Here is a 21176-nt window from a genome sequence, read left to right on the forward strand (position 1 = left end):
CATGTCCGATGCTTTCACCACACGTGTCCTGAACGTCACCACCGGCTCGTCCGAGAAGGTCTTCGACCTCACCGACGACTGCCAGAGCTTCCTGCGCGAGGCGGCGGCAGGCCGGGACGGCCTGCTCAACGTCTTCGTCCCGCACGCCACCGCGGGCATCGCGATCCTGGAGACGGGCGCGGGCAGCGACAACGACCTGCTGGCCGCGCTGCACACCCTGCTCCCGGCCGACGACCGCTGGCAGCACCGCCACGGCAGCCCCGGCCACGGCCGCGACCACGTCCTGCCGGCCCTGGTGCCTCCGCACGCGACGCTGCCGGTGGTGAGGGGGCAACTGGAGCTGGGGACCTGGCAGTCGGTGTGCCTGGTGGACACGAACCGCGACAATCCCGACCGCCAGGTGCGGTTGAGTTTCCTGGGCTGACCGGTGATCCCGGGTCAGCGGCGGCCGGTGGACAGGGTGATGAGGAACTGGCCGCCGCCCGGCTCGATGTCGGCGGTCACCGGCAGCCCCGGTACCAGTCGTGAGAACCGGTCCACCAGCCAATCCGCCGCCTCCTGGGCGTCCTGCCTGGTCGGACAACGGCCCACCATCTCGCGGCCCCCCTTGCGCTCCAGCCTCCCGGCCACGGTGATCAGTGGCGCGGGTTCGACCACGTACAGGCGGTCCGGCCAGGCGATGACCACCTTGACCGCGCCCTTGCGGGTGTTGCACCCGCGGTGCGCGAGCCGCTCGGCGACCTTGGCTTTCCGGTCGGCGGTCCGGCTGTCGACGCTGGGCCCTCGCGGGTCGTTCACCGACTCGTCGGGGTCGACCGCCTCGTCACACACCCAGCATCGCCAGCCGTCACGCTCGGCCACATCATCAAGGAGACTCATCCGAGCAAACTAGCCTGCCCGGCCGCCACCCCGCGCACCAGGGCCCGGCAAGTTCTGACCTGCGCATACGTCGGCTGCCCTGCCGCGTGCCGTCCTTCCGGTCACCCGGCACGTGAAGACGAGATCAGGTACCTTGACGGTCGCGTGCGGGGCGAATCTTGCCGGAGACGGAAGGGACGGGCTGTGCCTGACGAGCCGATCGATGTGGTGATCGCCGACGATCAGGAGTTGGTCCGAACCGGCTTCGAGATGATCCTCGACGCCCAGCCGGGTATCCGGGTCGTGGGTGTCGCCCGAGACGGTGTCGAGTGCGTGGAGCTGGCCCGACGGCTGTGCCCCGCGGTGGTGTTGGTCGACATCCGCATGCCGCGCATGGACGGCCTGGAGGTCACCCGCACCCTGGCGGGCGGGTCGCCCGGCGCATCCGCGATGAACGTCGTGGTGATCACCACCTTCGACCAGGACGACTACGTACGCGACGCTCTGCGCTACGGCGCCTGCGGCTTTCTGCTCAAGGACGCTCCGCCCGCGCTGCTCGTGGAGGCGGTACGGGCGGCCTCTCGCGGCGACGCGCTGGTCTCGCCCGCGGTCACCGTGCGGCTGCTGCGCGGCCTGCGGCACAGAGCCGGCGGTGAGGAGCAGCAGGCGGCCGCCGGGCTGAGCAGCCGGGAGACGGAGATCTCTCGGCTGGTGGCCGTGGGACGCACCAACCAGGAGATCGCCGAGGAACTGTTCCTGTCGCTGTCGTCGGTGAAGACATACCTGGCCCGGATCCAGGCCAAGGTCGAGGCCCGCAACCGCGTGGAGATCGCTGCCTGGGCATGGGAGAACGGTGTGGTCACCTCGCGGGAACAGCCGTCGTGAGAGGGCGCGGCAGTCCGGCCACCACCTCCCACTGACCTGAGCTCGTGGCCCCGGCCCGGAACGTGCCGTCGAGCGCCTCGACGCGTTCGCGAAGACCGATCAGGCCGAAGCCGCTGCGCCCGCCCGCCGGATGGTCCGCCTGGCGCTGACCCGCGCTGTTGGTCACCGCCACCCGTAACCACCCCGGATCGGCGTCCAGACGCACGGTCACCCGCTCGCTCGGGGCGTGCCGCAGCACATTGGTGAGGGCCTCCCGGACCACCCGCAACACGGTCGCCTCGACCTCCGGGCTGAACCGGCTCGTGCGGACCGCGGCGCTCGCCTCCAGCCGGGCCGCCGGAGCGTCGGGGCGGCGCCGGGAGAACTCACCGACGAAATCCCCGAGTTCGGCGAGGAGATCGCCGGGCCGCAGCGCCTGATGGTCGTCCTCGCGCAGCACCCGCACCAGCCGCCGCATCGACTCCAAGGTCTCCGTGCCGGACCGGGCGATCGCCTCCAGAGCCGGCTCGACCCTCTCGGGCGCCGTCGCGTGGACGGTCCTGGCCGCGTTGGCCTGCACGATGATGCCCGTCATGTGGTGGGCGATCAGGTCGTGCAGATCCCGAGCCAGAGCCAGCCGCTCTGCGTGCCGCACATCCCTCACGGCACGCTGCCGACGGGCCTCGGAAGCGCGGACGACGCACCCCATGGCGATGCCGAGCGAGAGCAGGATCGTCACCATGTAGCTGCCCCCGACGAAGCCGTCCAGGGTCCGCGTGCGCAGCGTCTGCATCAGCATGCCGGCGGCCAGGGCGGCGACCGTCCACGCCATGGCGCGGGTGCCGGGGACCTGGGCGAGCGTCTGGATGATCAGGAACAGCAGCGCGAACATCTCCAGATACCCGAAGTCCGTCCCGCTCACCGGCACGAACAGGCACACGCAGCTGAGCGTGAGGGAGATGGCGGCCGCCCCCACCGCCCGCGCCGGGAAAGGCAGCGGGTGGTGGAGGCCGGGCAGTGCGAGCGCGGCCAAGGGGCCGGTGACGAACACCGGCAGCCAACTGGTGGGTGCGATCGGCGGCTCGGTCACGAACAGGAGCACCAGGATGTCGGCCGCCCACAGCAGGGCCAGGGACATCACCGCGGCGGTGGAGACGACGCGGCGGACGCCGGGCAAGAACGGAGGTTTCCAGTCCACGCCACCAGCCTAGGGAGCCGGATGGCTCATGTGGTGTCGGCCGGATGACCGACACGGAACGCCGCACTCCGTACCCAGGGCTGACGCCGGGCCCCCGCGGGCCGGCCCAGCATGGTTCGAGGGCACGGGCGTTCCCCCGGCGCCTGTGCCCCGCCCGGCCCGTCGACGACGGTTCCGCCGGGCGGCAGCCCAGGGCCCCGACCGCTTCCCATCCTCGTCTCGCTCCTGACGTACGGAGACTGTTGTTCACATGGCTACTTTTCTGCACCGGCTCGGGCGCGGCGCGTTCAAGCGTCGCTGGCTGATCCTGTTGTTCTGGGCGGTCGTACTCGGCGTCGCGGGCACCGCGGCGGCGGGCAGCAGCGGCAGCGGCAACTCGAACATCACCCTGCCCGGCATCGAGGCACAGAAGGCGTACGACGTGCTCGGTGAGAAGTACCCCGCGGCCAACGCCGACGGGGCGAGCGTCCGCGTCGTGGTCCGGGCACCCGACGGGCAGAAGCTGGCCGCCGCTGAGCCGCGAGCCGAAGTCTCCTCACTGCTCAAGGACGTGCGGGGCTCTTCGCCGCGAGTCGCCTCGGTCGCCGACCCGTTCAGGGCCAGGACCATCAGCGCCGACGGCACCACCGGCTACGCCCAGGTCACGTACAAGACCAAGCCCGTCGAACTGACGGACGCAGACCACAGCCACCTCGACGACGCCCTTGCCGCGGCACGCGGCCAGGGCCTGACCGTGGAGGCGTCCGGCAGCGCGCTGGCACCCGCCGAGGCGAGCAGTTCCTCCGAAGCGATCGGGTTCGTGCTCGGCGCGTTGATCCTGATCGTCACCTTCGGCTCGTTCATCGCGGCCGGCATGCCGCTGCTGACCGCCCTGCTTGGTGTCGGCATCACCATGAGCGCCATCACCGCGCTCACCTCGGCCCTCGATCTCAACAGCAGCACCTCGTCCCTCGCGACCATGCTGGGCATCGCGGTGGGCATCGACTACTCCCTGTTCATCGTCTCCCGCTATCGATCCGAGCGGGCCCTGGGCCACGACGCCCGCGAGGCGGCCGCCCGGGCGAACGGCACCGCGGGCTCCGCGGTGGTCTTCGCCGGTCTGACCGTCGTCATCGCCCTGGTCGGCCTGGCCGTGGTGAACCTGCCCATCCTCACGGCCATGGGCATGGCCGCCGCAGGTGCCGTCGTCGTCGCCGTCCTGGTCGCCGTCACGCTGGTCCCGGCCCTGCTCGCCTTCGCCCCCGAGCGCGTGCTCGGCCGCCCCTCCCGCAGGAAGTCCGCCGGTTCGAAGGACACCGGCACCAAGCCGCCGCTGGCGGAGCGCTGGGCGGCCTTCGTCCTGCGCCGCCCCTGGAAGGTCCTGCTCTGCGCGGTTCTCGGCCTCGGTGTGATCGCGCTGCCCGCGACCCGGCTCGAACTGGGTCTGCCCGACGACAGCACCAAGCCCGCCTCCACCACGGAGCGCAAGGCCTACGACATGCTCGCCGAGTCGTTCGGTCCCGGCTTCAACGGCCCGCTGACGCTCGTCGTCAGCGGCAGCGATCCGGCGGTCACGAAGAGCGCCGTCGGCCAACTCGACGACAGCGTGAAGGACGTGAAGGATGTCGCCACCGTCGCCCCGGCCACGTACAACCCGGCCGGTGACACCGCGATGGTCACGCTCGTCCCCAAGAGCTCGCCCGCGAGCGAGGCGACCAAAGACCTCGTCCACACCATCCGCGACCAGGCCAAGGGGGTGCAGACCGACACCGGCGCACAGGCCATGGTCACCGGCACCACGGCGATGAACATCGACGTCGCCGCGAAGTTCGCCGACGCGATCATCCCCTACCTGGCGCTCGTCGTCGGCCTGGCCTTCCTGGTCCTGATCCTCGTCTTCCGCTCGATCCTGGTGCCGCTCAAGGCGGCGCTCGGCTTCCTGCTGTCCGTCCTGGCCTCGCTCGGCGCGGTGGTCGCGGTCTTCCAGTGGGGCTGGCTCAAGGACCTGTTCGGCCTGGAGACCCCTGGCCCGATCATGAGCCTCATGCCGATCCTTCTGGTCGGCATCGTCTTCGGCCTCGCCATGGACTATCAGGTCTTCCTGGTCACCCGGATCAGGGAGGCGTACGTCCACGGAGCCGATCCGCGCCAGGCGATCACCGAGGGCTTCCGGCACAGCGGCAAGGTCGTCATCGCGGCCGCGCTGATCATGACGGGCGTCTTCGCCGGGTTCATCGGCGGCGACGACGCCATGATCAAGTCGCTCGGCTTCGGTCTGGCCATCGGGGTCGTCTTCGACGCGTTCGTGGTCCGCATGACCATCGTGCCCGCCGTCCTGGCCCTGCTCGGCCGGCGGGCCTGGGCGCTGCCCGGCTGGCTCGATCGACGCCTGCCGCATGTCGACGTCGAAGGAGAGAACCTCGACAGCACGGTCCCCGCGGTCCGCGAACCCGCCCACAGGGAAGCCGACACCGCGCCGACCCGTTGAGTCTCCGATGCGCCCGCACGAGCCGTCTTGGACTGTATTAGCGAACCCCGGGTTGGAAGTCCCGCAGGATCGCCTGGCCCGCCACGCGGTGCTCGGCGGCAGCGGACGGGTCCTTTTCGGCGAGCAGGATCGCGACTCCCTCGTGGGCCAGTGCTTCCTCGTGCCGGTAGCCCAGCTGTGGGGCCAGGTCCAGGGCCTGGCGGTGCAGGCGCAGGGCCTCGTCGGGGAGGCCGGCCAGACGGCAGGTTTCGGCGTAGCTGTTGAGGAAGCGGATCTTCCAGTGGTCCTCGAACAACTCCTCCAGGAGCGCGAACGCCTGGCGGTGGCTGGTCAGCGCCTCTTCGTGGCGGCCCATGCGGCGCAGCGCGACACCCAGGCAGTTCAGGCACCATGCCTCGTTGTTCAGATGCCCGTCCTCGCGGGACAGCGCCAGCGCCCGGTTCAGATGTTCCGCCGCCGCTTCGGGCTCGTCGTCGGCCACGGCCACGCCGAGGGTGATCCGTGCCGTCAGCGCGGGCGGCCACGCGGGGTCGGCGTGGGGGACGGCAAGCACCTCGCGGGCCCGCTGCGCCGCCTCCTCGCGGTGGCCCAGCTGCAGCATTGCCCAGGCCTCCGACGCGGCCGCACTGGCTGTGCCCGTCGGACTGTCGGCCTGCTCGTACAACTTGCCTGCCAGCCTGAAGAGTTCGAGCGGCTCCTCGACGTACCCCTCGTCCCACTTCAGATAGCCGCGACGCAGGGCCAGTTCGGCTTCCGAGCCGAAGTCGCCCGCCTGGGACAGCCGCGTCTGTGCCGCCTCGTACGCGGCTTCCGCCTCCGCCATCCGTCCCGCGTTGTAGCGCGCGAAGCCCAAGTCGCTGTAAGCGTCGGCCAGTTGCAGCGGGTCGCCCAGACGCTCGGCGGCGGCCAGTGACCGTTCGAAGAGCACGTTGAGATGGGTCGTGCCGCAGCGTCGCGCGAAGTACGCCCGGAGGAAGCGCGGCAGCTCGCACACGTGCGCGTCCGCCCCCACGGCGTCCGCCGTCTCGAAGGCGGCCACCAGGTTCTCGTACTCCGAGACGAGCCAGGCGAACGCCGCGTTCTTGTCCGTGAAGTGGGGGAGGGCCGTCGGGGGCCGGCCCGCTGAAGCCGGGCGGCCGGGGGAGAGGAACGGCATCGCGGCATCGGCCGCGGCCGCCGCGTGCACGTAGTAGTCGAGGAAGCGGCCCAGCGCACGTTGCCGCTCGGCCGGTGCGTCCAGCTCCGTCCCGGCCCGGCGCGCGTGCTGGTGCACCAGGTCGTGCAGGCGGTAGCGGCCCGCTGTCGACTCCTGCACGAGGTGCGCGTCGACCAGATCCTCCAGCATCGCCCGCGCATCGCGCAGCGGCACGTCCGCCAGCGCCGCCGCCAGGTACGCGTCGAAGGAGCCGCCCGGCAGCAGGCCCAGCATGCGGAACAGGCGGGCCTGGGACCGGTCCAACTGCCGTACGGACATGGCGAACGCGGTGTCGAACTCGCTCGCCCCCTCGGCCAGCCGCTCGACGAGGATGCCCACCGTCCAGCCCGGCCGGTGCCGCAGCCGGGCCGCGGCAAGGCGCAGGGCGAGCGGCAGATGGCCGCAGAGCCGCAGCACCTCGGCGGCGGAATCCGGGTCGCGGGCCAGGCGTCCCTCGGGACCGCTCGGATCGCCGCTCGCTCGGGCAAGCAGCTCCGCGCTCTCCTGCGGGCTCAACACGTCGAGCGAGACCGGGGGCACCTCGTCCAGGCCGAGCAGCCGGTTGCGGCTGGTGACCAGGGCGACGGACGGACCGGCGCCGGGCAGCAGCGGGCGGACCTGGTCGGCATCGGCGGCGTTGTCGATGACCACCACGACCCGCCGGCTCGCCAGCTCCGAGCGCCAGCAGGCCGCCAGCTGCTCCACGCCCTCCCGAGGGACCTTCTCGGAGGGGACGTCGAGCGCGCCGAGCAGCATCCGCAGCGCCGAGTCGGGGTCGAGCGGCTCCCTGCCCTCGGTGAACCCGTGCAGGTCCACATAGAGCTGGGCGTCCGGGTAGTCGGCGGCGAGTCGGTGCGCGGCGTGCATCGCCAGACAGGTCTTGCCGACACCGGCCATGCCGTCGACGGCGACCACCCGGTGGCTCTCCACCGCGGCCAGCACGGCGGCGAGTTCGGCCTCGCGCCCCGTGAAGTCGGGCACGTCGCGCGGCAGGTCGTTGCGGGGCTTCGGTCTGCCCTGGCGGCTGGACTTCGGGGGCGCGGGCAGCGGGCTGGAGGACCGTTCCCACAAGGGGCGCAGCGGACGGGGGTCGCGCTTGACGAGGCGGCAGAGCGCGATCACCGCGGGCCAGGGCGGCACGGTCTGACCGCCGAGGTAGCGCGACAGGGACGAGGAGCTGAGTCCGGCGTCCCGCGCCAGGGCCCGTACGCCGAGCCCGGACAGCTCCTGGAGCAGGCGCAGCCGGGCCGCCAACTCGTTCTGCGGGTCCGACTTCGCGGCTGTCCCGTGCAGTTCATCCATCAGGTTCCCCCCGGTGTCCCGTTGCGGCAGAAACCTACCGGGCCGCGTCGCCGCTGCTCAAGGCTGTTTCAGCTGTCCCACGGTGTCCCATCGCCGTGGTCGTGGCGAGCGGATCGGGCTGAGATGGACTCACACCCCGAGGGAACGGGGCACCGGCCCCGAAGGAATGGGGCACCGGCCCGAAAGGGCCCCAACAGAGGAGCAGCCGAAATGCAGTCTCGTATGCAGAACCCCGCGGTCGTCCTGTCCGACGCGATGCCGTCCATCCAGTCGCTCTTCAAGGCCGTGCACTCCGGGGGAGTGGACGGGCAGACCCTGGAACTGGTGCACCTGCGGGTCAGCCAGATCAACGGCTGCAGCGCCTGCGTCGACGGCGGCGCGAAGTCGGCCCGCAAGGCCGGGGTGAGCGACGAGCGGCTCGCCACGGTCGCCGCCTGGCGCGAGGCCCCGTACTTCACCGAGCCGGAGCGGGCGGCACTCGAACTGGCCGAGGCCGCGACGCGCCTCGCCGACCGTCCCGACGCGGTGAACGACGAGGTCTGGGACGCCGCCGCCACCCACTTCGACGAGAAGCAGCTGGCCGCGCTCGTCCTCATGATCGGCGTCACCAACCTGTTCAACCGGCTCAACGCCTCGACCCGCCAGATCGCGGGCGCCTGGGGCTGACACACCCGGCCCGCCGCCGCGTCCCACCGAGCCACGCGCAAGCCACGCACAAGCACGTACAAGCACGCACAGGAGGAGCCCCGCCATGACGAACACGCTGAAGCCCGCCAAGAGCACCACTACCGCGACCGCCGAGAAGTTCGACGGATTCACGGAGGAGGAGCGAGGCGCGATGAAGGCGCGCGCCCAGGAGCTGAAGGCGTCCTCACGCCGTGGATCGCGCGCCGACAAGGCGGCGGAGGAGGAGGCCGCCGTGGTCGCGAAGATTGCCGAGATGCGGGACGCGGACCGGGTCATGGCCGAGCGGATCCACGCGGTGATCAAGGAGAACGTGCCGGAGCTGGCCCCGAAGCTCTGGTACGGGATGCCCGCGTACGCCATGGACGGCAAGATCGTCTGCTTCTTCCAGAGCGCGCAGAAGTTCAGCGCGCGGTACGCCACCTTCGGCTTCAGCGACAAGGCGAACCTCGACGACGGGACCATGTGGCCGGCCTCGTACGCACTGAAGGAGCTGACCGCCGACGGCGAGGCGCGGATCGCGGCGCTCGTGAAGAGGGCGGTGAGTTGAGGGGAGGCCTGAGGGCCTCAAGCCCACAAAGGCATCAAGCCCTCAAGCTCACACAGCCCTCAAGAGCTCACACAGCCCTCAAGCCCTCAGGGTGAAGTCGCGTACCGCGTGCCGACGTTCCCCGCGTGCCACTCGTGGTTGCCGCCCACCCAGTTCGAGAGCCCGGTCATGAAGCGGGCGACGCGCGGGTGGGTGGCGGAGAGGGCGGCGGCCTGCTCCTCGAAGAGGTGGACCAGGTCGTTGTGGACCTCGATCGCCCGCTGAAAGGCATCCTCGATGGAGCAGTCCTGGGCGGGCAGTTCGTAGCCGCCGACGGCGTCGGTGATCGTCAGGCACGGGCGGAAGCTGTTGAACTGCCGCTGCAACCAGGTACTCCCACACCGCGGGAGTGCGGTGCTGGGTGATGCGGTCGCCCTCCGCGTCGTAACCGAGGTAGAGGCTGGCGATGTCGTGCCGGTAGCGGTGCGCCTGGGCCGGAGTGGCCAGGGCACGCAGGTGGTCCATCGCCGACCGCATCGAGCGCAGGGCCGGGTGGGAGGCGAGGCCGGACCGCCAATCGGCCTCGTAGCGGGGGGTGTTGTGGGCGGGGTCGATCGTGGACTGGGCCACGGCGAGTGCCGCGCCGCGCCGGTCCGCGCGACCTCCGTACTCCGCTTCGCAGAAGTAGTCGTCCACGGCGTTCTCGCCGACCAGCAGGCGGGCGGCGGCCATGAGGTGGTCGATGCCCGGTGCGTCCGGCGACCAGCCGGGCGTTGATCTCGTCCGCCAGCGCGCGGTCGTCCCGTACGGCGGGCGGGGAGTAGAGGCCCTCGATGCGTTGCGAGGGTGGGGGATGGGCTGCTGACGCAGCCTCAGGAAGGGCTTCCGCTTCCGCCATTGGTTCCGCCATTGGTGCGAGGCGCAAGGACCCCGTCCCGATCCCGGACGGACCCGACAGCAGGCGTGTCAGCAGGCTGGGAGAGCCAAGGGCGTCCGCGGTGTCGTCGGTCGTACCGGAAAGGGGCGCCTTCATCCGCGACTCCGTCCACGGGAGGATTGCCTCGACTCGGGTCGACTCGGCTCGGTCTTCGACGCAGGGATAGCACGGCCCCGGTGCCGCAATCGTCGACCTCACGGCCGCGACCATCCCCTACTGGGAACCGCGGGCCAAGTCCTCGCTCGCCACCGGCATCGAGGAGCCCTTCCTGACCGCGTACCGAGAAGGCAGTTTCCACTACCTCCTCATCGCGGCCGACCGCGTCTGACCCGCCGAGGGCGCGGCCCGCGGGGCTCCCCGGGTGATCATCCGTGCCGTCGGGTGTGTCCGGCACGGTCCTGACCTCGGGCTTCGTAGCGTCGCTGCGTGACCGAAACCTCTCGTTCCCTCCCACGTCCCCCGACATCCCTGCTGAAGCGCACCGCGATCACCTGCGCTGCCACCGCGCTGGCACTGACCCTCGGCGCCCCGACCGGTCCTGCCACGGCCTCCGCCGCCGACCCGGCACCCGCGCCCGCCCCGCTCGGCGGAGTGCCGGTACAGCTCCTGGCCCTGAACGATCTGCACGGCAACCTGGACCCCGTCGAGGGCGCGGCCGGCCGCGTGCGGCGCGGGGGCGACGTCCAGGCGGGCGGGCTGCCCCAGTTGGCCACGCTCATGGACAAGGCCCGGACCGGACCGAACTCGCTCAACGTGGCGGCCGGCGACATGATCGGCGGCAGCCCGCTGCTGTCCGCCCTCTTCCACGACGAGCCGACGATCCACGCCCTGGAGAAACTGGGCCTCGACGTCGCTTCGGTGGGCAACCACGAGTTCGACGAGGGGCCCGGCGAGCTGGGCCGCATCGACCGGGGCGGCTGCCACCCGGAGGACGGCTGCGCCCCCGGCGGCGCCTACGACGGCACGGACTTCCCCTACCTCGCCGCCAACGTGACCCGCAAGGGCAGCGAGTCGCCGGTGCTGCGGCCCTACATGATCAAGGAGCTGCGCGACGGGCGGCGGATCGGGTTCATCGGGCTCGTCACCAAGGAGGCACCCCAGGCGATCAACGCCTCCCAGATCCGTGACCTGGAGTTCCACGAGGAACTCCCCGTCATCAAGCGCTACTCGAAGGAGCTCGCAGGGCACGGAGTCGACGCCCAGGTCCTCCTGATCCACGAGGGCGAGACCGTGAACGGGGTCGCCGGGGCCGGGAACTGCGACGCCGAAGGGCCCGGGTCCCGGCTGCGCGGCCGCATCAAGGGCATCGCGGAGAAGGCGCCGAGCGCGGTGGACCTCGTCGTCACCGGCCACTCGCACGACTCCTACGAGTGCACGGTCACCGACCCCGCCGGGCGGCCCCGACTGGTCACGCAGGCCGACTCCTTCGGCCGCTCCTTCACGGATCTGCGCTTCCGCCTCGACCAGGGCGGCGACGTCATCCGCCGCTCGGTGGTGGCGAAGAACCACGTCGTCCCCGTCGACACCCCGAAGGAGCCCGCGATGAACCGGCTCGTGGAGACCTGGCGGGGGCGCTCCGAGGCCGCGGCGAACCGGAGCGTCGGTTACATCTCCGCCGACGTGCCCGGCCGCGGCTCCCCCGAGTCCGAGACCCCGCTCGGCAGCCTGCTCACCGACGCGCAGGTGCGGGCCACCCGGGGCTACGAGGCCGACCTGGCCTTCCTCAACCCCGGTGGCATGCGCGCCGACCTGGTGCACAAGGGCGACGGGACGGTCACCTACGCCGACGCGTACCGCACCCAGCCCTTCGACAACCCCCTGTGGACGATGACGCTCACCGGCGAGCAGCTCATCACCGTCCTGCGGCAGCAGTTCACCGGCGCCAACGCCGACGAGCCGCGCTTCCTCCAGCTCTCCTCGGCCCTGCGCTACTCCGTCGACATGAGCCGCCGGGGCGCCGACCGGCTGCTCACGGACACCGTCCGGGTGAAGGGCGAGGCGGTGCGGCCCACCGACACGTTCCGCGTGACCGTCAACGACTTCCTGGCCAACGGCGGGAACGGCTTCACGGAGTTCACCAAGGGCACCGACCGCGACGGCGGCGACGTGACCGACCTCGAGGCGCTGGTGGACTACCTGGACAAGAACTCCACCCGGGAGGCCCCGCTGGCTCCTCCGGCTCCCGGGCGCATCACCTTCGTCGGGAGGTAGGCGCGCGGTTCGTCGCGCCGCCCTGGTGAGCCGTGTCTCACCAGGGCGGCGCCTCTTGTTTATGCAACGAGTTGCATAGCAGGATCGGGGCATGGCACTGGAGCACGCGATCCTCGTCTCGCTGCTGGAGAAGCCGGGCTCCGGCTATGAGCTGGCCCGGCGGTTCGAGCGGTCCATCGGATACTTCTGGACCGCCACCCACCAGCAGATCTACCGCGTGCTCAAGCGCATGGAGAGCGACGGCTGGATCGACGTCCGCGAGGTGGCGCAGCAGGCGCGCCCGGACAAGAAGGAGTACTCCGTCGCCGCCCTGGGGCAGACCGTGCTCTCCCAGTGGCTGCACGAGCCCATCGAACCCGAGAGCGTGCGCCACGAGCTCGCCGTGAAGATCCGCGGTGCGGCCTTCGACGACCCGGCCGCGCTGATCCGCGAGGTCGAGCGGCACCGCCAGGCGCACACCGACCGGCTCGCACGCTACCTCGCGGGGGAGCTGCGCGACTTCACCGGACCCGACGCGCCCACCACGCCCGAAGCCGGGCGCGAGCTCCAGCACGTCGTGCTGCGCGGCGGCATCGCGTACGAACGGATGACGCTCGCCTGGCTCGACGACGTGCTCGACACCCTCCACCGGCTCGGTCCCCAGGACTGAACCGGCCCAGGCTCCATGCCATTACCCCACCACCCCTCACCTCCCGAGCCGGAAAGGCGAACACTCATGGCCGACCAGCTGCTGTTCAACCCGCGCACCTACGACCCCAAGCAGTTCGACACCGAGACCCGCAGGCTGCTGCGCGCGACCGTCGACTGGTTCGAGGCCCGCGGCAAGCGACAGCTGATCGAGGACTACCGCACCCGCGCCTGGCTGGCCGACTTCCTCGAGTTCTCCGCCAAGGAGGGTCTCTTCGCGACCTTCCTCACCCCGGCGTCCGCGGCAGAGGACAAGCCGGACGCGCGCTGGGACACCGCCCGCATCGCCGCCCTCAACGAGATCTTCGGCTTCTACGGGCTCGACTACTGGTACGCCTGGCAGGTCACCATCCTCGGCCTCGGCCCGGTCTGGCAGAGCGAGAACGCCGCCGCCCGTACCCGCGCGGCGGAACTCCTCTCCCAGGGCGAGGTGTTCGCCTTCGGTCTGTCCGAGAAGACCCACGGCGCCGACATCTACTCGACCGACATGCTTCTGGAGCCCGATGGCGAGGGCGGCTTCCGGGCCAGCGGCTCCAAGTACTACATCGGCAACGGCAACGCGGCCGGGCTCGTCTCCGTCTTCGGCCGCCGCACCGACGTCGAGGGCCCCGACGGCTACGTCTTCTTCGCCGCCGACAGCCGCCACGAGGCGTACCACCTCGTCAAGAACGTCGTCGACTCCTCGAAGTACGTGAGCGAGTTCCGCCTGGAGAACTACCCCGTCGGCCCCGACGACGTGCTGCACACCGGCCGCGCCGCCTTCGACGCCGCCCTCAACACCGTCAACGTCGGCAAGTTCAACCTCTGCACCGCCTCGATCGGCATCTGCGAGCACGCGATGTACGAGGCCGTCACGCACGCCAGCAACCGCATCCTGTACGGCCGCCCGGTCACCGCCTTCCCGCACGTGCGCCGCGAGCTGACCGACGCCTACGTCCGCCTGGTCGGGATGAAGCTGTTCAGCGACCGCGCCGTCGACTACTTCCGCTCCGCGGGCCCCGACGACCGCCGCTACCTCCTCTTCAACCCCATGACGAAGATGAAGGTGACCACGGAGGGCGAGAAGGTCATCGACCTGATGTGGGACGTCATCGCCGCCAAGGGCTTCGAGAAGGACACCTACTTCGCCCAGGCCGCCGTCGAGATCCGCGGCCTGCCGAAGCTGGAGGGCACGGTCCACGTCAACCTGGCCCTGATCCTCAAGTTCATGGGCAACCACCTGCTGAACCCGGCCGAGTACGAGCCCGTGCCGACCCGCGTCGACGCGGCCGACGACGACTTCCTCTTCCGGCAGGGACCGGCCCGCGGTCTGGGCGCCATCCGCTTCCACGACTGGCGCACCGCCTACGACGCGTACGCGGCGGTGCCCAACGTCGCGCGCCTGCGCGAACAGGCCGACGCCCTCTGCGAGTTCGTCAAGACGGCAGCCCCCGACAAGGAGCAGAGCAGCGACCTCGACCTCCTCCTCGCCGTCGGCCAGCTGTTCGCGCTGGTCGTGCACGGCCAGCTGATCCTGGAGCAGGCGCGTTTGACCGGCCTCGACGAGGACGTGCTCGACGAGCTGTTCGCCGTTCTCGTACGCGACTTCTCCGCGCACGCCGTCGAACTGCACGGCAAGGACTCCGCCACCGCCGAGCAGCAGAGCTGGGCGCTCGGCGCGGTGCGGCGCCCGGTCGTCGACGACGCGCGCTCGGCACGGGTGTGGGAGCGCGTCGAGGCGCTGGCCGGTGCGTACGAGATGGCGCCGTAGTACTCCTACGAGTTGGCGCCGCAGCACCTCGGAGCCGTGGCTACTTCCTGCCGATCAGTCGGCGGGGGGCGGTCACGGCTCCTTGCGTAGGCACCTCACCCGCGAGCGGCGCAGTCCGGGCAGACTCCCCGATACGTCACCTCGGCCTCGGAGATGGTGAAGCCGAAGCGCTCGGAGGCCGGAAGGGCGGCCAGGGGATCGCCGGCGGGGTGCACGTCACGGATGGCGCCGCAGCCCGAGCAGACCAGGTGCTGGTGCGGGTGGTGGGCGTTGGGGTCGTACCGCTTCGCGCGGCCCGTGGACACCTCGATCACTTCGCCGAGGGAGACCAGCTCACCGAGGGTGTTGTAGACCGTGGCGCGAGAGATCTCCGGCAGCCGGGCGGTGGCGCGCGCGAGAACCTCGTCGGCGGTCAGGTGGACGTGTTCACCGTCGAGTACCTCGGCGACCACTCGGCGCTGAGCGGTCATCCTCCAGCCACGTCCGCGGAGCCGTTCCAGGAGATCGCTCATGCGTACCAGCCTAACTGTGCATCGTCTGACGACTGAATTCGTACGGACCCGTCTGTCGTATTGACTTGGACTTGGTCCATCGTAGGATCAGTTCCGGCCGACGGCCAAGGGACAGGGCAACAGCAGGGAACAGCACGTGACTTCAGGAGACGGGTCCGCTCGCCCCGGCATCCGGTGCGTTCGCCCCGACATCCAGTGCCCCGCTCGCGGAGAAACAGTCCAGCGGGCAGGCGGGCGTCCTCGGCCTGGAACTGATGCCCCAGCCGCCCCTCGGCGCCCCAGACCGTTCCGTCGTGCGCAGTTCCCGAGCACCGTGATCCGCCCCGTCCGGAAGGATTCCCATGACTGACAACCATGACGCGATCGTCACCGACCCCGAGCCGGAGGAGACCGGCGGTTGCCCGGTCGCGCACGGTCGCGCCCCGCACCCGACCCAGGGCGGTGGAAACCGCCAGTGGTGGCCGGAGCGGCTCAACCTGAAGATCCTCGCCAAGAACCCCGCCGTGGCCAACCCCCTGGGCGAGGAGTTCGACTACGCCGAGGCGTTCAAGAGCCTCGACCTGCCGGCCGTGAAACGCGACATCGCCGAGGTCCTCACCACCTCGCAGGACTGGTGGCCCGCCGACTTCGGCAACTACGGCCCCCTCATGATTCGCATGGCGTGGCACAGCGCGGGCACCTACCGCATCAGCGACGGCCGCGGTGGCGCCGGAGCCGGGCAGCAGCGCTTCGCCCCGCTCAACAGCTGGCCGGACAACGTCAGCCTCGACAAGGCCCGCCGACTGCTCTGGCCGGTGAAGAAGAAGTACGGCCAGAACCTCTCCTGGGCCGACCTCATGGTCCTCACCGGAAACGTCGCCCTGGAGACGATGGGCCTCAAGACCTTCGGCTTCGCCGGCGGCCGCGCCGACGTCTGGGAGCCCGACGAGGACGTGTACTGGGGCCCCGAGACCACCTGGCTCGACGACGAGCGCTACACCGGCGACCGCGAGCTGGAGAACCCGCTCGGCGCGGTCCAGATGGGCCTCATCTACGTCAACCCCGAGGGCCCCAACGGCAACCCGGACCCGGTCGCCGCGGCCCGCGACATCCGTGAGACGTTCCGCCGCATGGCGATGAACGACGAGGAGACCGTCGCGCTCATCGCCGGTGGTCACACCTTCGGCAAGACCCACGGCGCGGGACCGAGCGAGGCCATCGGCGACGACGTCGAGGCCGCGCCCATGGAGCAGCAGGGCTTCGGCTGGAAGAACTCGCACGGCACCGGTGTGGGCCCCGACGCCACCACCAGCGGTCTCGAGGTCATCTGGACCACCACCCCCACGCGGTGGGGCCACGACTTCTTCAAGCACCTCTTCGAGTACGACTACGAGCTCACCCAGAGCCCGGCGGGCGCGAACCAGTGGGTGGCGACGAACGCCGAGGCGATCATCCCCGACGCCTTCGACGCGTCGAAGAAGCGCCTCCCGATGATGCTCACCACCGACCTGTCGCTGCGCTTCGACCCGGTCTACGAGCAGATCTCGCGGCGTTTCTACGAGAACCCGGACCAGTTCGCGGACGCGTTCGCCCGCGCCTGGTACAAGCTGACGCACCGTGACATGGGCCCGATCGTGCGCTACCTCGGCCCTGAGGTGCCCGACGAGGTGCTGCTGTGGCAGGACCCGCTGCCGGCGGCCGAGGGCGAGCCGGTCGACGCCTCGGACATCGCATCCCTCAAGGAGCAGATCCTCGCCTCGGACCTCACCACCGCGCAGCTGGTCTCCGCGGCCTGGGCCGCGGCGTCCTCCTTCCGCGGCAGCGACAAGCGCGGTGGCGCCAACGGCGGCCGTATCCGTCTGGAGCCGCAGCGCAGCTGGGAGGTGAATAACCCGGACGACCTCGCGCAGGTGCTGCGTACGCTGGAGGGCATCCAGGCGTCGTTCAACTCCGGTGCCAAGAAGGTCTCGCTGGCCGATCTGGTCGTCCTCGGCGGCTCCGCCGCGGTCGAGAAGGCGGCCAAGGACGCAGGTGTCCAGGTCGAGGTGCCGTTCACGCCGGGCCGTGTCGACGCCGCGCAGGAGCAGACGGACGTCGAGTCGTTCGCCGCGCTCGAGCCGACCAACGACGGCTTCCGCAACTTCGTCGGCAAGGGCAACCGCCTGCCGGCCGAGTTCCTGCTGATCGACAAGGCGAACCTGCTGACCCTGAGCGCGCCCGAGCTGACGGTCCTCGTCGGTGGTCTGCGCGTCCTGGGCGCCAACCACGCCGGGTCGAAGCACGGCGTGTTCACGGACAGGCCGGGCACCCTGTCGAACGACTTCTTCGTCAACCTGCTCGACATGGGCACGACCTGGAAGTCGACGTCCGAGGCGCAGGACGAGTTCGAGGGCCGTGACGCGAGCGGCGCGGTCAAGTGGACCGGCACCCGCGCCGACCTCGTCTTCGGCTCCAACTCCGAGCTGCGTGCGCTCGCCGAGGTCTACGCGAGCGATGACGCGAAGGAGAAGTTCGTGAAGGACTTCGTCGCGGCCTGGGACAAGGTCATGAACCTCGACCGGTTCGACCTGGTCTGAGTCTTCTGATCGCCACGTCAGGGTCGGCCCGCACGGGCCGACCCTGACGTCTTCTCAACTCGCGGCGGAAGCAGGAAGGCAGAACGCGTCGTCGTCGGAGCTCAGCTGTGCGTCCCGCATGCGTGCCCTTCGGCTGGAGTGCTGTGGCCGTGCACGGGCTCGGTGCCAGGCCGGTCGCGGAGCCGGAGGCTGATCAGTGCGGTGATCGTGAAGGCGGCGGCCTGGTAGAGCATGGCGTGCCGGAACGCGGTGTCCGCGTCGGCGGCGGGGGCGTAGTAGGCGAGTCCGGCCGCGGTCACTCCGATGGATCCGCCGAGCTGCTGCGCTGTGGGCAGCAGCCCGGAGACCGAACCGGCGGCGGGGCCGTGCACCTCGGCCAGGACCAGGGTGAACACCGACGCGGTGAAGGCGCCGAACGCGGCTCCGCCGATGGCCAGCACGGGCAGTGCCGCCTGACGTCCCTCCGCCGAGCCGACGAGCGGGGCCAGTGCCAGGCACATCCCGGCCAGCACCAGGGACGCGACCGTGAGCACCGTCGGCCCGTGTCGGCGGGTGAGAGCGGGTGCGGCTCTGCTGCCGACGACAGCGGCTGCGGCGAACGGCGCCGACGTCAGAGCGGCCGCCAGGGCCGAGTACCCGACGGCGGACTGGAGGTGAAGGAAGAGCAGGTAAGTGAAGGAGGGCACGCCCGTGTTGAACACGAACACCAGCAGCGTGCCCCTGCGCGCCGACCGGTCACGCAGCACCGACGGATGGATCAGCGGGTCGGGCCGGCGCGGGAGGCTCCGGACGAAGTGGCCGAGGGCGGCCACCGCCACGGCGAAACCGGCCCACGTCCACCAGGGCCAGCCCGCTTCCCGCCCCAGCGCCAGGGGCAGGACCAGCGCACCGGCTCCCACGGTGACCAGCAGCGCACCCAGCTTGTCGACGCGGAGTCCGTCCGCCCCGCGGGTGCGGGGCAGCGCGGTCGCTCCGGCCAGCGAGGCGAGCGCCACCGGCACGGTGAGGAGCATGACCGGTCGCCAGCCGAGGCCGAAGAGATCGGCACTGAGGACGAGGCCGCCGATCAGCGGTCCGGCCAGTGACGCGACGGCCATGGTGGCGCCGTACAGGCCGAAGGCGCGCGGCCGGCGTGTGGCGGGCACGGCGGCCTGGATGAGCGACAGGACCTGGGGGGCGACCAGACCGCTGCCCGCGCCCTGCACCAGCCGGGCCGTGATCAGCGACGCGGCGTCCGGGGCACACGCGGCGGCCAGTGACCCCGCGGTGAAGACCATGGTGCCCACCACGAACAGCCGGCGGTAGCCGTACCGGTCGCCCAGCCGTGCGGCGGGGATGAGCAGGCACGCGTACGTCAGGGTGTACCCGGCGAGGACCAGTTGCACGGCGCCAGGACCGGCGCCCAGGCCGGTCTGGATCGCCGGCGCGGCCACCTGGGCGACGGTGACGTTGAGCAGTTGCACGAACGTGGCGCTGAGCACCACCGGCAGCACGAGGCGTCCGCCGCTCACGGCAGCAGCGCCGCGGCGAGCTCATGGGGCCGGGCGGCGAACGGGCTGTGGCTGCCCGGGAGGGTGCGCACGGTGAACGGGTTGCCGGGCACGGCCCGGTCGGCTTCCGCGATCATGAGATCCTGCACGGCCGTCGGCAGCGCCCGATCGTCGGCGCAGCGCAGGAAGGTCCGCGGGACGCGCCCCCACCGTCCCGGAGTCACGATGACCGGGGTGGTGGGGATCGCCAGCGGCAGATCGGGGCTCAGCGCCGAGCGCCAGCGGTCGAAGCGGTCCCGGGGAGTGTCGTGGTAGTGGGTCTGCCGCAGTTCCTCTACGTAGGCGGGGTCCTGTGAAAGCGGGTTGATGCGCACGGCGCCCAGTTCCCCGGGGTCGCCGAGGTTGAGGCTCTGGCCTCGCGCCGTGGCGTTCTCGGGCGAGCCGAGATAGTCGAAGAACCGGGGCCGTCCGGCGGGCACGAAGGCGGAGAGATAGACGATCTCGTCGACGAGTTCGGGTGCGCGCTCGGCGGCCAGTGACGCGGGGCCGCCGCCCGCGCTGTGGGCGACGAGCACGACACGACGGTGGTGGCGGGCCTGGCGCAGCGTGTCCAGCACGGCCGCGGCGCAGTCGTCCATCGTCACGGTGGCGAGCGCGGACTTCTCGGTCAGCAGGCCCGGCTGGCCCGCCGTGAGGTATCCGCTGGGCAGGGGCGCGTCGAAGCCGTGTCCCGGCAGGTCGACGGCCATGCTCGCGGCACCGAGCCCGGCGAGTGCGCGCTGCGTCGCCGCCCACTGCCCGGCGCCGTGCCAGGCCCCGTGCACGAAGACGAAGACGGTGTCCGGGCAGGAGGAAGCGGTGGTGTCTGGGGAGGAGGAATCAGTCATGACCGCATTCCACGCGACCCGGCCTCTCTCATCCAGCGAAAGATCTGACAGGCTGGCCGACGATACCTGTGAGATATGGCTGGGAGGCTGACATGGAGGCGCGGCACCTGAGGTACGCACTGACCCTCGCCGAGCACGAACACTTCGGACGGGCGGCCGGTGCGCTGGGGATCGCGCAGCCTCCGCTGTCCAAGCAGATCGCCGACCTCGAACGGGAAGTGGGCGCCCGCTTGTTCGACCGCACCCGCCGAGGGGTGTTTCCGACGGCTGCGGGCGCGGCCTTCCTCTCCCGGGCGCGCAGGGCGCTCGACGAGATCGCGGCGGCCTCGGTCGACGCGGCCAGGGCGGCACGCGGCGAGACGGGCCGACTGCGCCTGGGTTTCATCGCATCGGCGCTGCTCGAACCCCTGCCGGACGTTCTTGGCCGGTTCGGCCGTGAACGGCCCGACGTGCGGTTGGAACTGCACGAGATGGCGACCAACCGCAGCACGGCCGCGCTCGTCGCCGGCGAGCTGGACGTGGCGATCGGCCTCGGCCGGCCACGGGGCGTCGGAGCCGAGCAGCTGGTATCGGTGCCGATCGGGCACGACCACATGGTCGCGGTCGTGAGCAGCACGCACCCGTACGCGGGTCAGTCGTCGGTGGACGTGGACCAGTTGCGGCGACAGCCGCTGATCGTGGCGCCGGGCGAGGATGAGCCCGCCGTCGTCACCGGACTGCGGACCCTCCTGGGCAAGGACTCCCCGGCGCTGTCCGGCGCGACCGTCGCGAGGGACATCCACACCATCATCGGCCTCGCCGCCTGTGGGGTGGGCGTCGGCCTGGGGCCCTCTCGCATGCTGGCGGCCCCACGACGGGGCACGTGGTTCTGCGAGGTGACCCCGCGCACGCCGCTGCCCGATCTGGTCCTGTCCTTCAGCGCCCGGGACCGTTCCCCGGCGCTGAACGCCTTCCTCGACGTCATCCGCACGAACTGCCCCGATGTCGGTGCGGCGCTCGACCACCGGCTCGGCCCCCTCGGACCACAAGGGGAAAGCGATTGACGTCCTC

Annotated in this window: 17 protein-coding genes and 2 pseudogenes; 11 read left to right on the plus strand and 8 right to left on the minus strand. The window is 71.1% G+C overall.

Annotation, left to right across the window (positions count from 1 at the left end; genetic code table 11):
• Window position 1: 1 nt before the first annotated feature.
• Window positions 2-424, plus strand: a complete 423-nt coding sequence (locus tag ACZ6ZP_RS15445; protein ID WP_351156276.1) for a secondary thiamine-phosphate synthase enzyme YjbQ — start codon at window positions 2-4, stop codon at window positions 422-424.
• Between the two features lie 14 nt (window positions 425-438).
• On the opposite strand, the gene ACZ6ZP_RS15450 is transcribed toward ACZ6ZP_RS15445, so the two are convergent.
• On the minus strand, window positions 439-879 hold the full coding sequence (locus ACZ6ZP_RS15450) for a hypothetical protein (protein WP_351156273.1): 441 nt from the start codon (window positions 877-879) through the stop codon (window positions 439-441).
• Between the two features lie 183 nt (window positions 880-1062).
• Here ACZ6ZP_RS15450 and ACZ6ZP_RS15455 point away from each other — a divergent pair, with 183 nt between their 5' ends.
• Complete coding sequence (locus tag ACZ6ZP_RS15455; RefSeq protein ID WP_351156271.1) at window positions 1063-1743, plus strand: response regulator transcription factor; 681 nt, start codon at window positions 1063-1065, stop codon at window positions 1741-1743.
• Here ACZ6ZP_RS15455 and ACZ6ZP_RS15460 read toward each other — a convergent pair.
• On the minus strand, window positions 1718-2920 hold the full coding sequence (locus ACZ6ZP_RS15460) for a sensor histidine kinase (protein WP_469407062.1): 1203 nt from the start codon (window positions 2918-2920) through the stop codon (window positions 1718-1720). The two genes, ACZ6ZP_RS15455 and ACZ6ZP_RS15460, sit on opposite strands and share 26 nt — an antisense overlap.
• Window positions 2921-3170: 250 nt before the next feature.
• Between ACZ6ZP_RS15460 and ACZ6ZP_RS15465 the strand changes: the two genes are divergently transcribed.
• The gene (locus ACZ6ZP_RS15465) at window positions 3171-5387 is read left to right on the plus strand and encodes an MMPL family transporter (protein ID WP_469407063.1); all 2217 of its coding nucleotides are present in this window, start codon (window positions 3171-3173) and stop codon (window positions 5385-5387) included.
• A 37-nt stretch (window positions 5388-5424) separates the two neighbouring features.
• On the opposite strand, the gene ACZ6ZP_RS15470 is transcribed toward ACZ6ZP_RS15465, so the two are convergent.
• Complete coding sequence (locus tag ACZ6ZP_RS15470) at window positions 5425-7884, minus strand: tetratricopeptide repeat protein (RefSeq protein ID WP_469407064.1); 2460 nt, start codon at window positions 7882-7884, stop codon at window positions 5425-5427.
• A 210-nt stretch (window positions 7885-8094) separates the two neighbouring features.
• Between ACZ6ZP_RS15470 and ACZ6ZP_RS15475 the strand changes: the two genes are divergently transcribed.
• Together ACZ6ZP_RS15475 and ACZ6ZP_RS15480 are read left to right on the plus strand one after the other, a co-directional pair.
• Window positions 8095-8550, plus strand: a complete 456-nt coding sequence (locus ACZ6ZP_RS15475; RefSeq protein WP_351156262.1) for a carboxymuconolactone decarboxylase family protein — start codon at window positions 8095-8097, stop codon at window positions 8548-8550.
• Between the two features lie 85 nt (window positions 8551-8635).
• The gene (locus tag ACZ6ZP_RS15480; protein WP_399972381.1) at window positions 8636-9118 is read left to right on the plus strand and encodes an iron chaperone; all 483 of its coding nucleotides are present in this window, start codon (window positions 8636-8638) and stop codon (window positions 9116-9118) included.
• Between the two features lie 86 nt (window positions 9119-9204).
• Here ACZ6ZP_RS15480 and ACZ6ZP_RS15485 read toward each other — a convergent pair whose 3' ends face one another.
• Both ACZ6ZP_RS15485 and ACZ6ZP_RS15490 read right to left on the minus strand, forming a co-directional pair.
• On the minus strand, window positions 9205-9483 hold the full coding sequence (locus ACZ6ZP_RS15485; RefSeq protein ID WP_469407283.1) for a hypothetical protein: 279 nt from the start codon (window positions 9481-9483) through the stop codon (window positions 9205-9207).
• Window positions 9484-9538: 55 nt separating this feature from the next.
• Window positions 9539-9829: pseudogene (locus ACZ6ZP_RS15490) on the minus strand (2-methylisoborneol synthase); the annotation flags it as partial.
• A 386-nt stretch (window positions 9830-10215) separates the two neighbouring features.
• Between ACZ6ZP_RS15490 and ACZ6ZP_RS15495 the strand changes: the two are divergent.
• The 4 genes and pseudogenes from ACZ6ZP_RS15495 to ACZ6ZP_RS15510 form a co-directional block, all read left to right on the plus strand.
• Window positions 10216-10362 (plus strand): annotated as a pseudogene (locus tag ACZ6ZP_RS15495) (SAM-dependent methyltransferase); the annotation flags it as partial.
• Between the two features lie 98 nt (window positions 10363-10460).
• Window positions 10461-12245 (plus strand): bifunctional metallophosphatase/5'-nucleotidase, encoded by a 1785-nt coding sequence (locus ACZ6ZP_RS15500; RefSeq protein ID WP_351156254.1) that lies wholly within the window; start codon window positions 10461-10463, stop codon window positions 12243-12245.
• Between the two features lie 91 nt (window positions 12246-12336).
• Window positions 12337-12894 (plus strand): PadR family transcriptional regulator, encoded by a 558-nt coding sequence (locus ACZ6ZP_RS15505; protein ID WP_361464830.1) that lies wholly within the window; start codon window positions 12337-12339, stop codon window positions 12892-12894.
• Window positions 12895-12960: 66 nt separating this feature from the next.
• A complete protein-coding gene (locus tag ACZ6ZP_RS15510) occupies window positions 12961-14682 on the plus strand; it encodes an acyl-CoA dehydrogenase family protein (protein ID WP_351156249.1) in 1722 nt (573 codons plus the stop codon).
• A gap of 95 nt (window positions 14683-14777) precedes the next feature.
• On the opposite strand, the gene ACZ6ZP_RS15515 is transcribed toward ACZ6ZP_RS15510, so the two are convergent.
• Window positions 14778-15194, minus strand: a complete 417-nt coding sequence (locus ACZ6ZP_RS15515) for a Fur family transcriptional regulator (protein ID WP_361464825.1) — start codon at window positions 15192-15194, stop codon at window positions 14778-14780.
• Between the two features lie 341 nt (window positions 15195-15535).
• On the opposite strand from ACZ6ZP_RS15515, the gene katG reads away from it, so the two are divergent.
• On the plus strand, window positions 15536-17749 hold the full coding sequence (gene katG / locus ACZ6ZP_RS15520; RefSeq protein ID WP_351156244.1) for a catalase/peroxidase HPI: 2214 nt from the start codon (window positions 15536-15538) through the stop codon (window positions 17747-17749).
• 101 nt (window positions 17750-17850) lie between these two features.
• Here the strand turns inward: katG and ACZ6ZP_RS15525 are convergent, their stop codons facing one another.
• Window positions 17851-19260 (minus strand): MFS transporter, encoded by a 1410-nt coding sequence (locus ACZ6ZP_RS15525; RefSeq protein ID WP_366462571.1) that lies wholly within the window; start codon window positions 19258-19260, stop codon window positions 17851-17853.
• Window positions 19257-20126 carry an alpha/beta fold hydrolase gene (locus ACZ6ZP_RS15530; protein ID WP_469407068.1) on the minus strand — a complete coding sequence of 290 codons (870 nt, stop codon included), beginning with the start codon at window positions 20124-20126 and terminating at the stop codon, window positions 19257-19259. The genes ACZ6ZP_RS15525 and ACZ6ZP_RS15530 overlap by 4 nt, the downstream gene beginning before the upstream one ends.
• 92 nt (window positions 20127-20218) lie before the next feature.
• Here ACZ6ZP_RS15530 and ACZ6ZP_RS15535 point away from each other — a divergent pair, with 92 nt between their 5' ends.
• On the plus strand, window positions 20219-21169 hold the full coding sequence (locus ACZ6ZP_RS15535; protein WP_361464816.1) for a LysR family transcriptional regulator: 951 nt from the start codon (window positions 20219-20221) through the stop codon (window positions 21167-21169).
• Window positions 21170-21176: the final 7 nt, after the last annotated feature.

Source organism: Streptomyces sp. NPDC054047 (assembly GCF_055585065.1).

What these genes read in the sequence shown, in the direction of transcription:
- ACZ6ZP_RS15445 (WP_351156276.1), top strand. Translation starts at nt 2, where the DNA reads ATGTCCGATGCTTTCACCACACGTGTCCTGAACGTCACCACCGGCTCG.
- ACZ6ZP_RS15450 (WP_351156273.1), bottom strand. Translation starts at nt 879, where the DNA reads ATGAGTCTCCTTGATGATGTGGCCGAGCGTGACGGCTGGCGATGCTGG.
- ACZ6ZP_RS15465 (WP_469407063.1), top strand. Translation starts at nt 3,171, where the DNA reads ATGGCTACTTTTCTGCACCGGCTCGGGCGCGGCGCGTTCAAGCGTCGC.
- ACZ6ZP_RS15470 (WP_469407064.1), bottom strand. Translation starts at nt 7,884, where the DNA reads ATGGATGAACTGCACGGGACAGCCGCGAAGTCGGACCCGCAGAACGAG.
- ACZ6ZP_RS15475 (WP_351156262.1), top strand. Translation starts at nt 8,095, where the DNA reads ATGCAGTCTCGTATGCAGAACCCCGCGGTCGTCCTGTCCGACGCGATG.
- ACZ6ZP_RS15480 (WP_399972381.1), top strand. Translation starts at nt 8,636, where the DNA reads ATGACGAACACGCTGAAGCCCGCCAAGAGCACCACTACCGCGACCGCC.
- ACZ6ZP_RS15505 (WP_361464830.1), top strand. Translation starts at nt 12,337, where the DNA reads ATGGCACTGGAGCACGCGATCCTCGTCTCGCTGCTGGAGAAGCCGGGC.
- ACZ6ZP_RS15510 (WP_351156249.1), top strand. Translation starts at nt 12,961, where the DNA reads ATGGCCGACCAGCTGCTGTTCAACCCGCGCACCTACGACCCCAAGCAG.
- ACZ6ZP_RS15515 (WP_361464825.1), bottom strand. Translation starts at nt 15,194, where the DNA reads ATGAGCGATCTCCTGGAACGGCTCCGCGGACGTGGCTGGAGGATGACC.
- katG (WP_351156244.1), top strand. Translation starts at nt 15,536, where the DNA reads ATGACTGACAACCATGACGCGATCGTCACCGACCCCGAGCCGGAGGAG.
- ACZ6ZP_RS15530 (WP_469407068.1), bottom strand. Translation starts at nt 20,126, where the DNA reads ATGACTGATTCCTCCTCCCCAGACACCACCGCTTCCTCCTGCCCGGAC.
- ACZ6ZP_RS15535 (WP_361464816.1), top strand. Translation starts at nt 20,219, where the DNA reads ATGGAGGCGCGGCACCTGAGGTACGCACTGACCCTCGCCGAGCACGAA.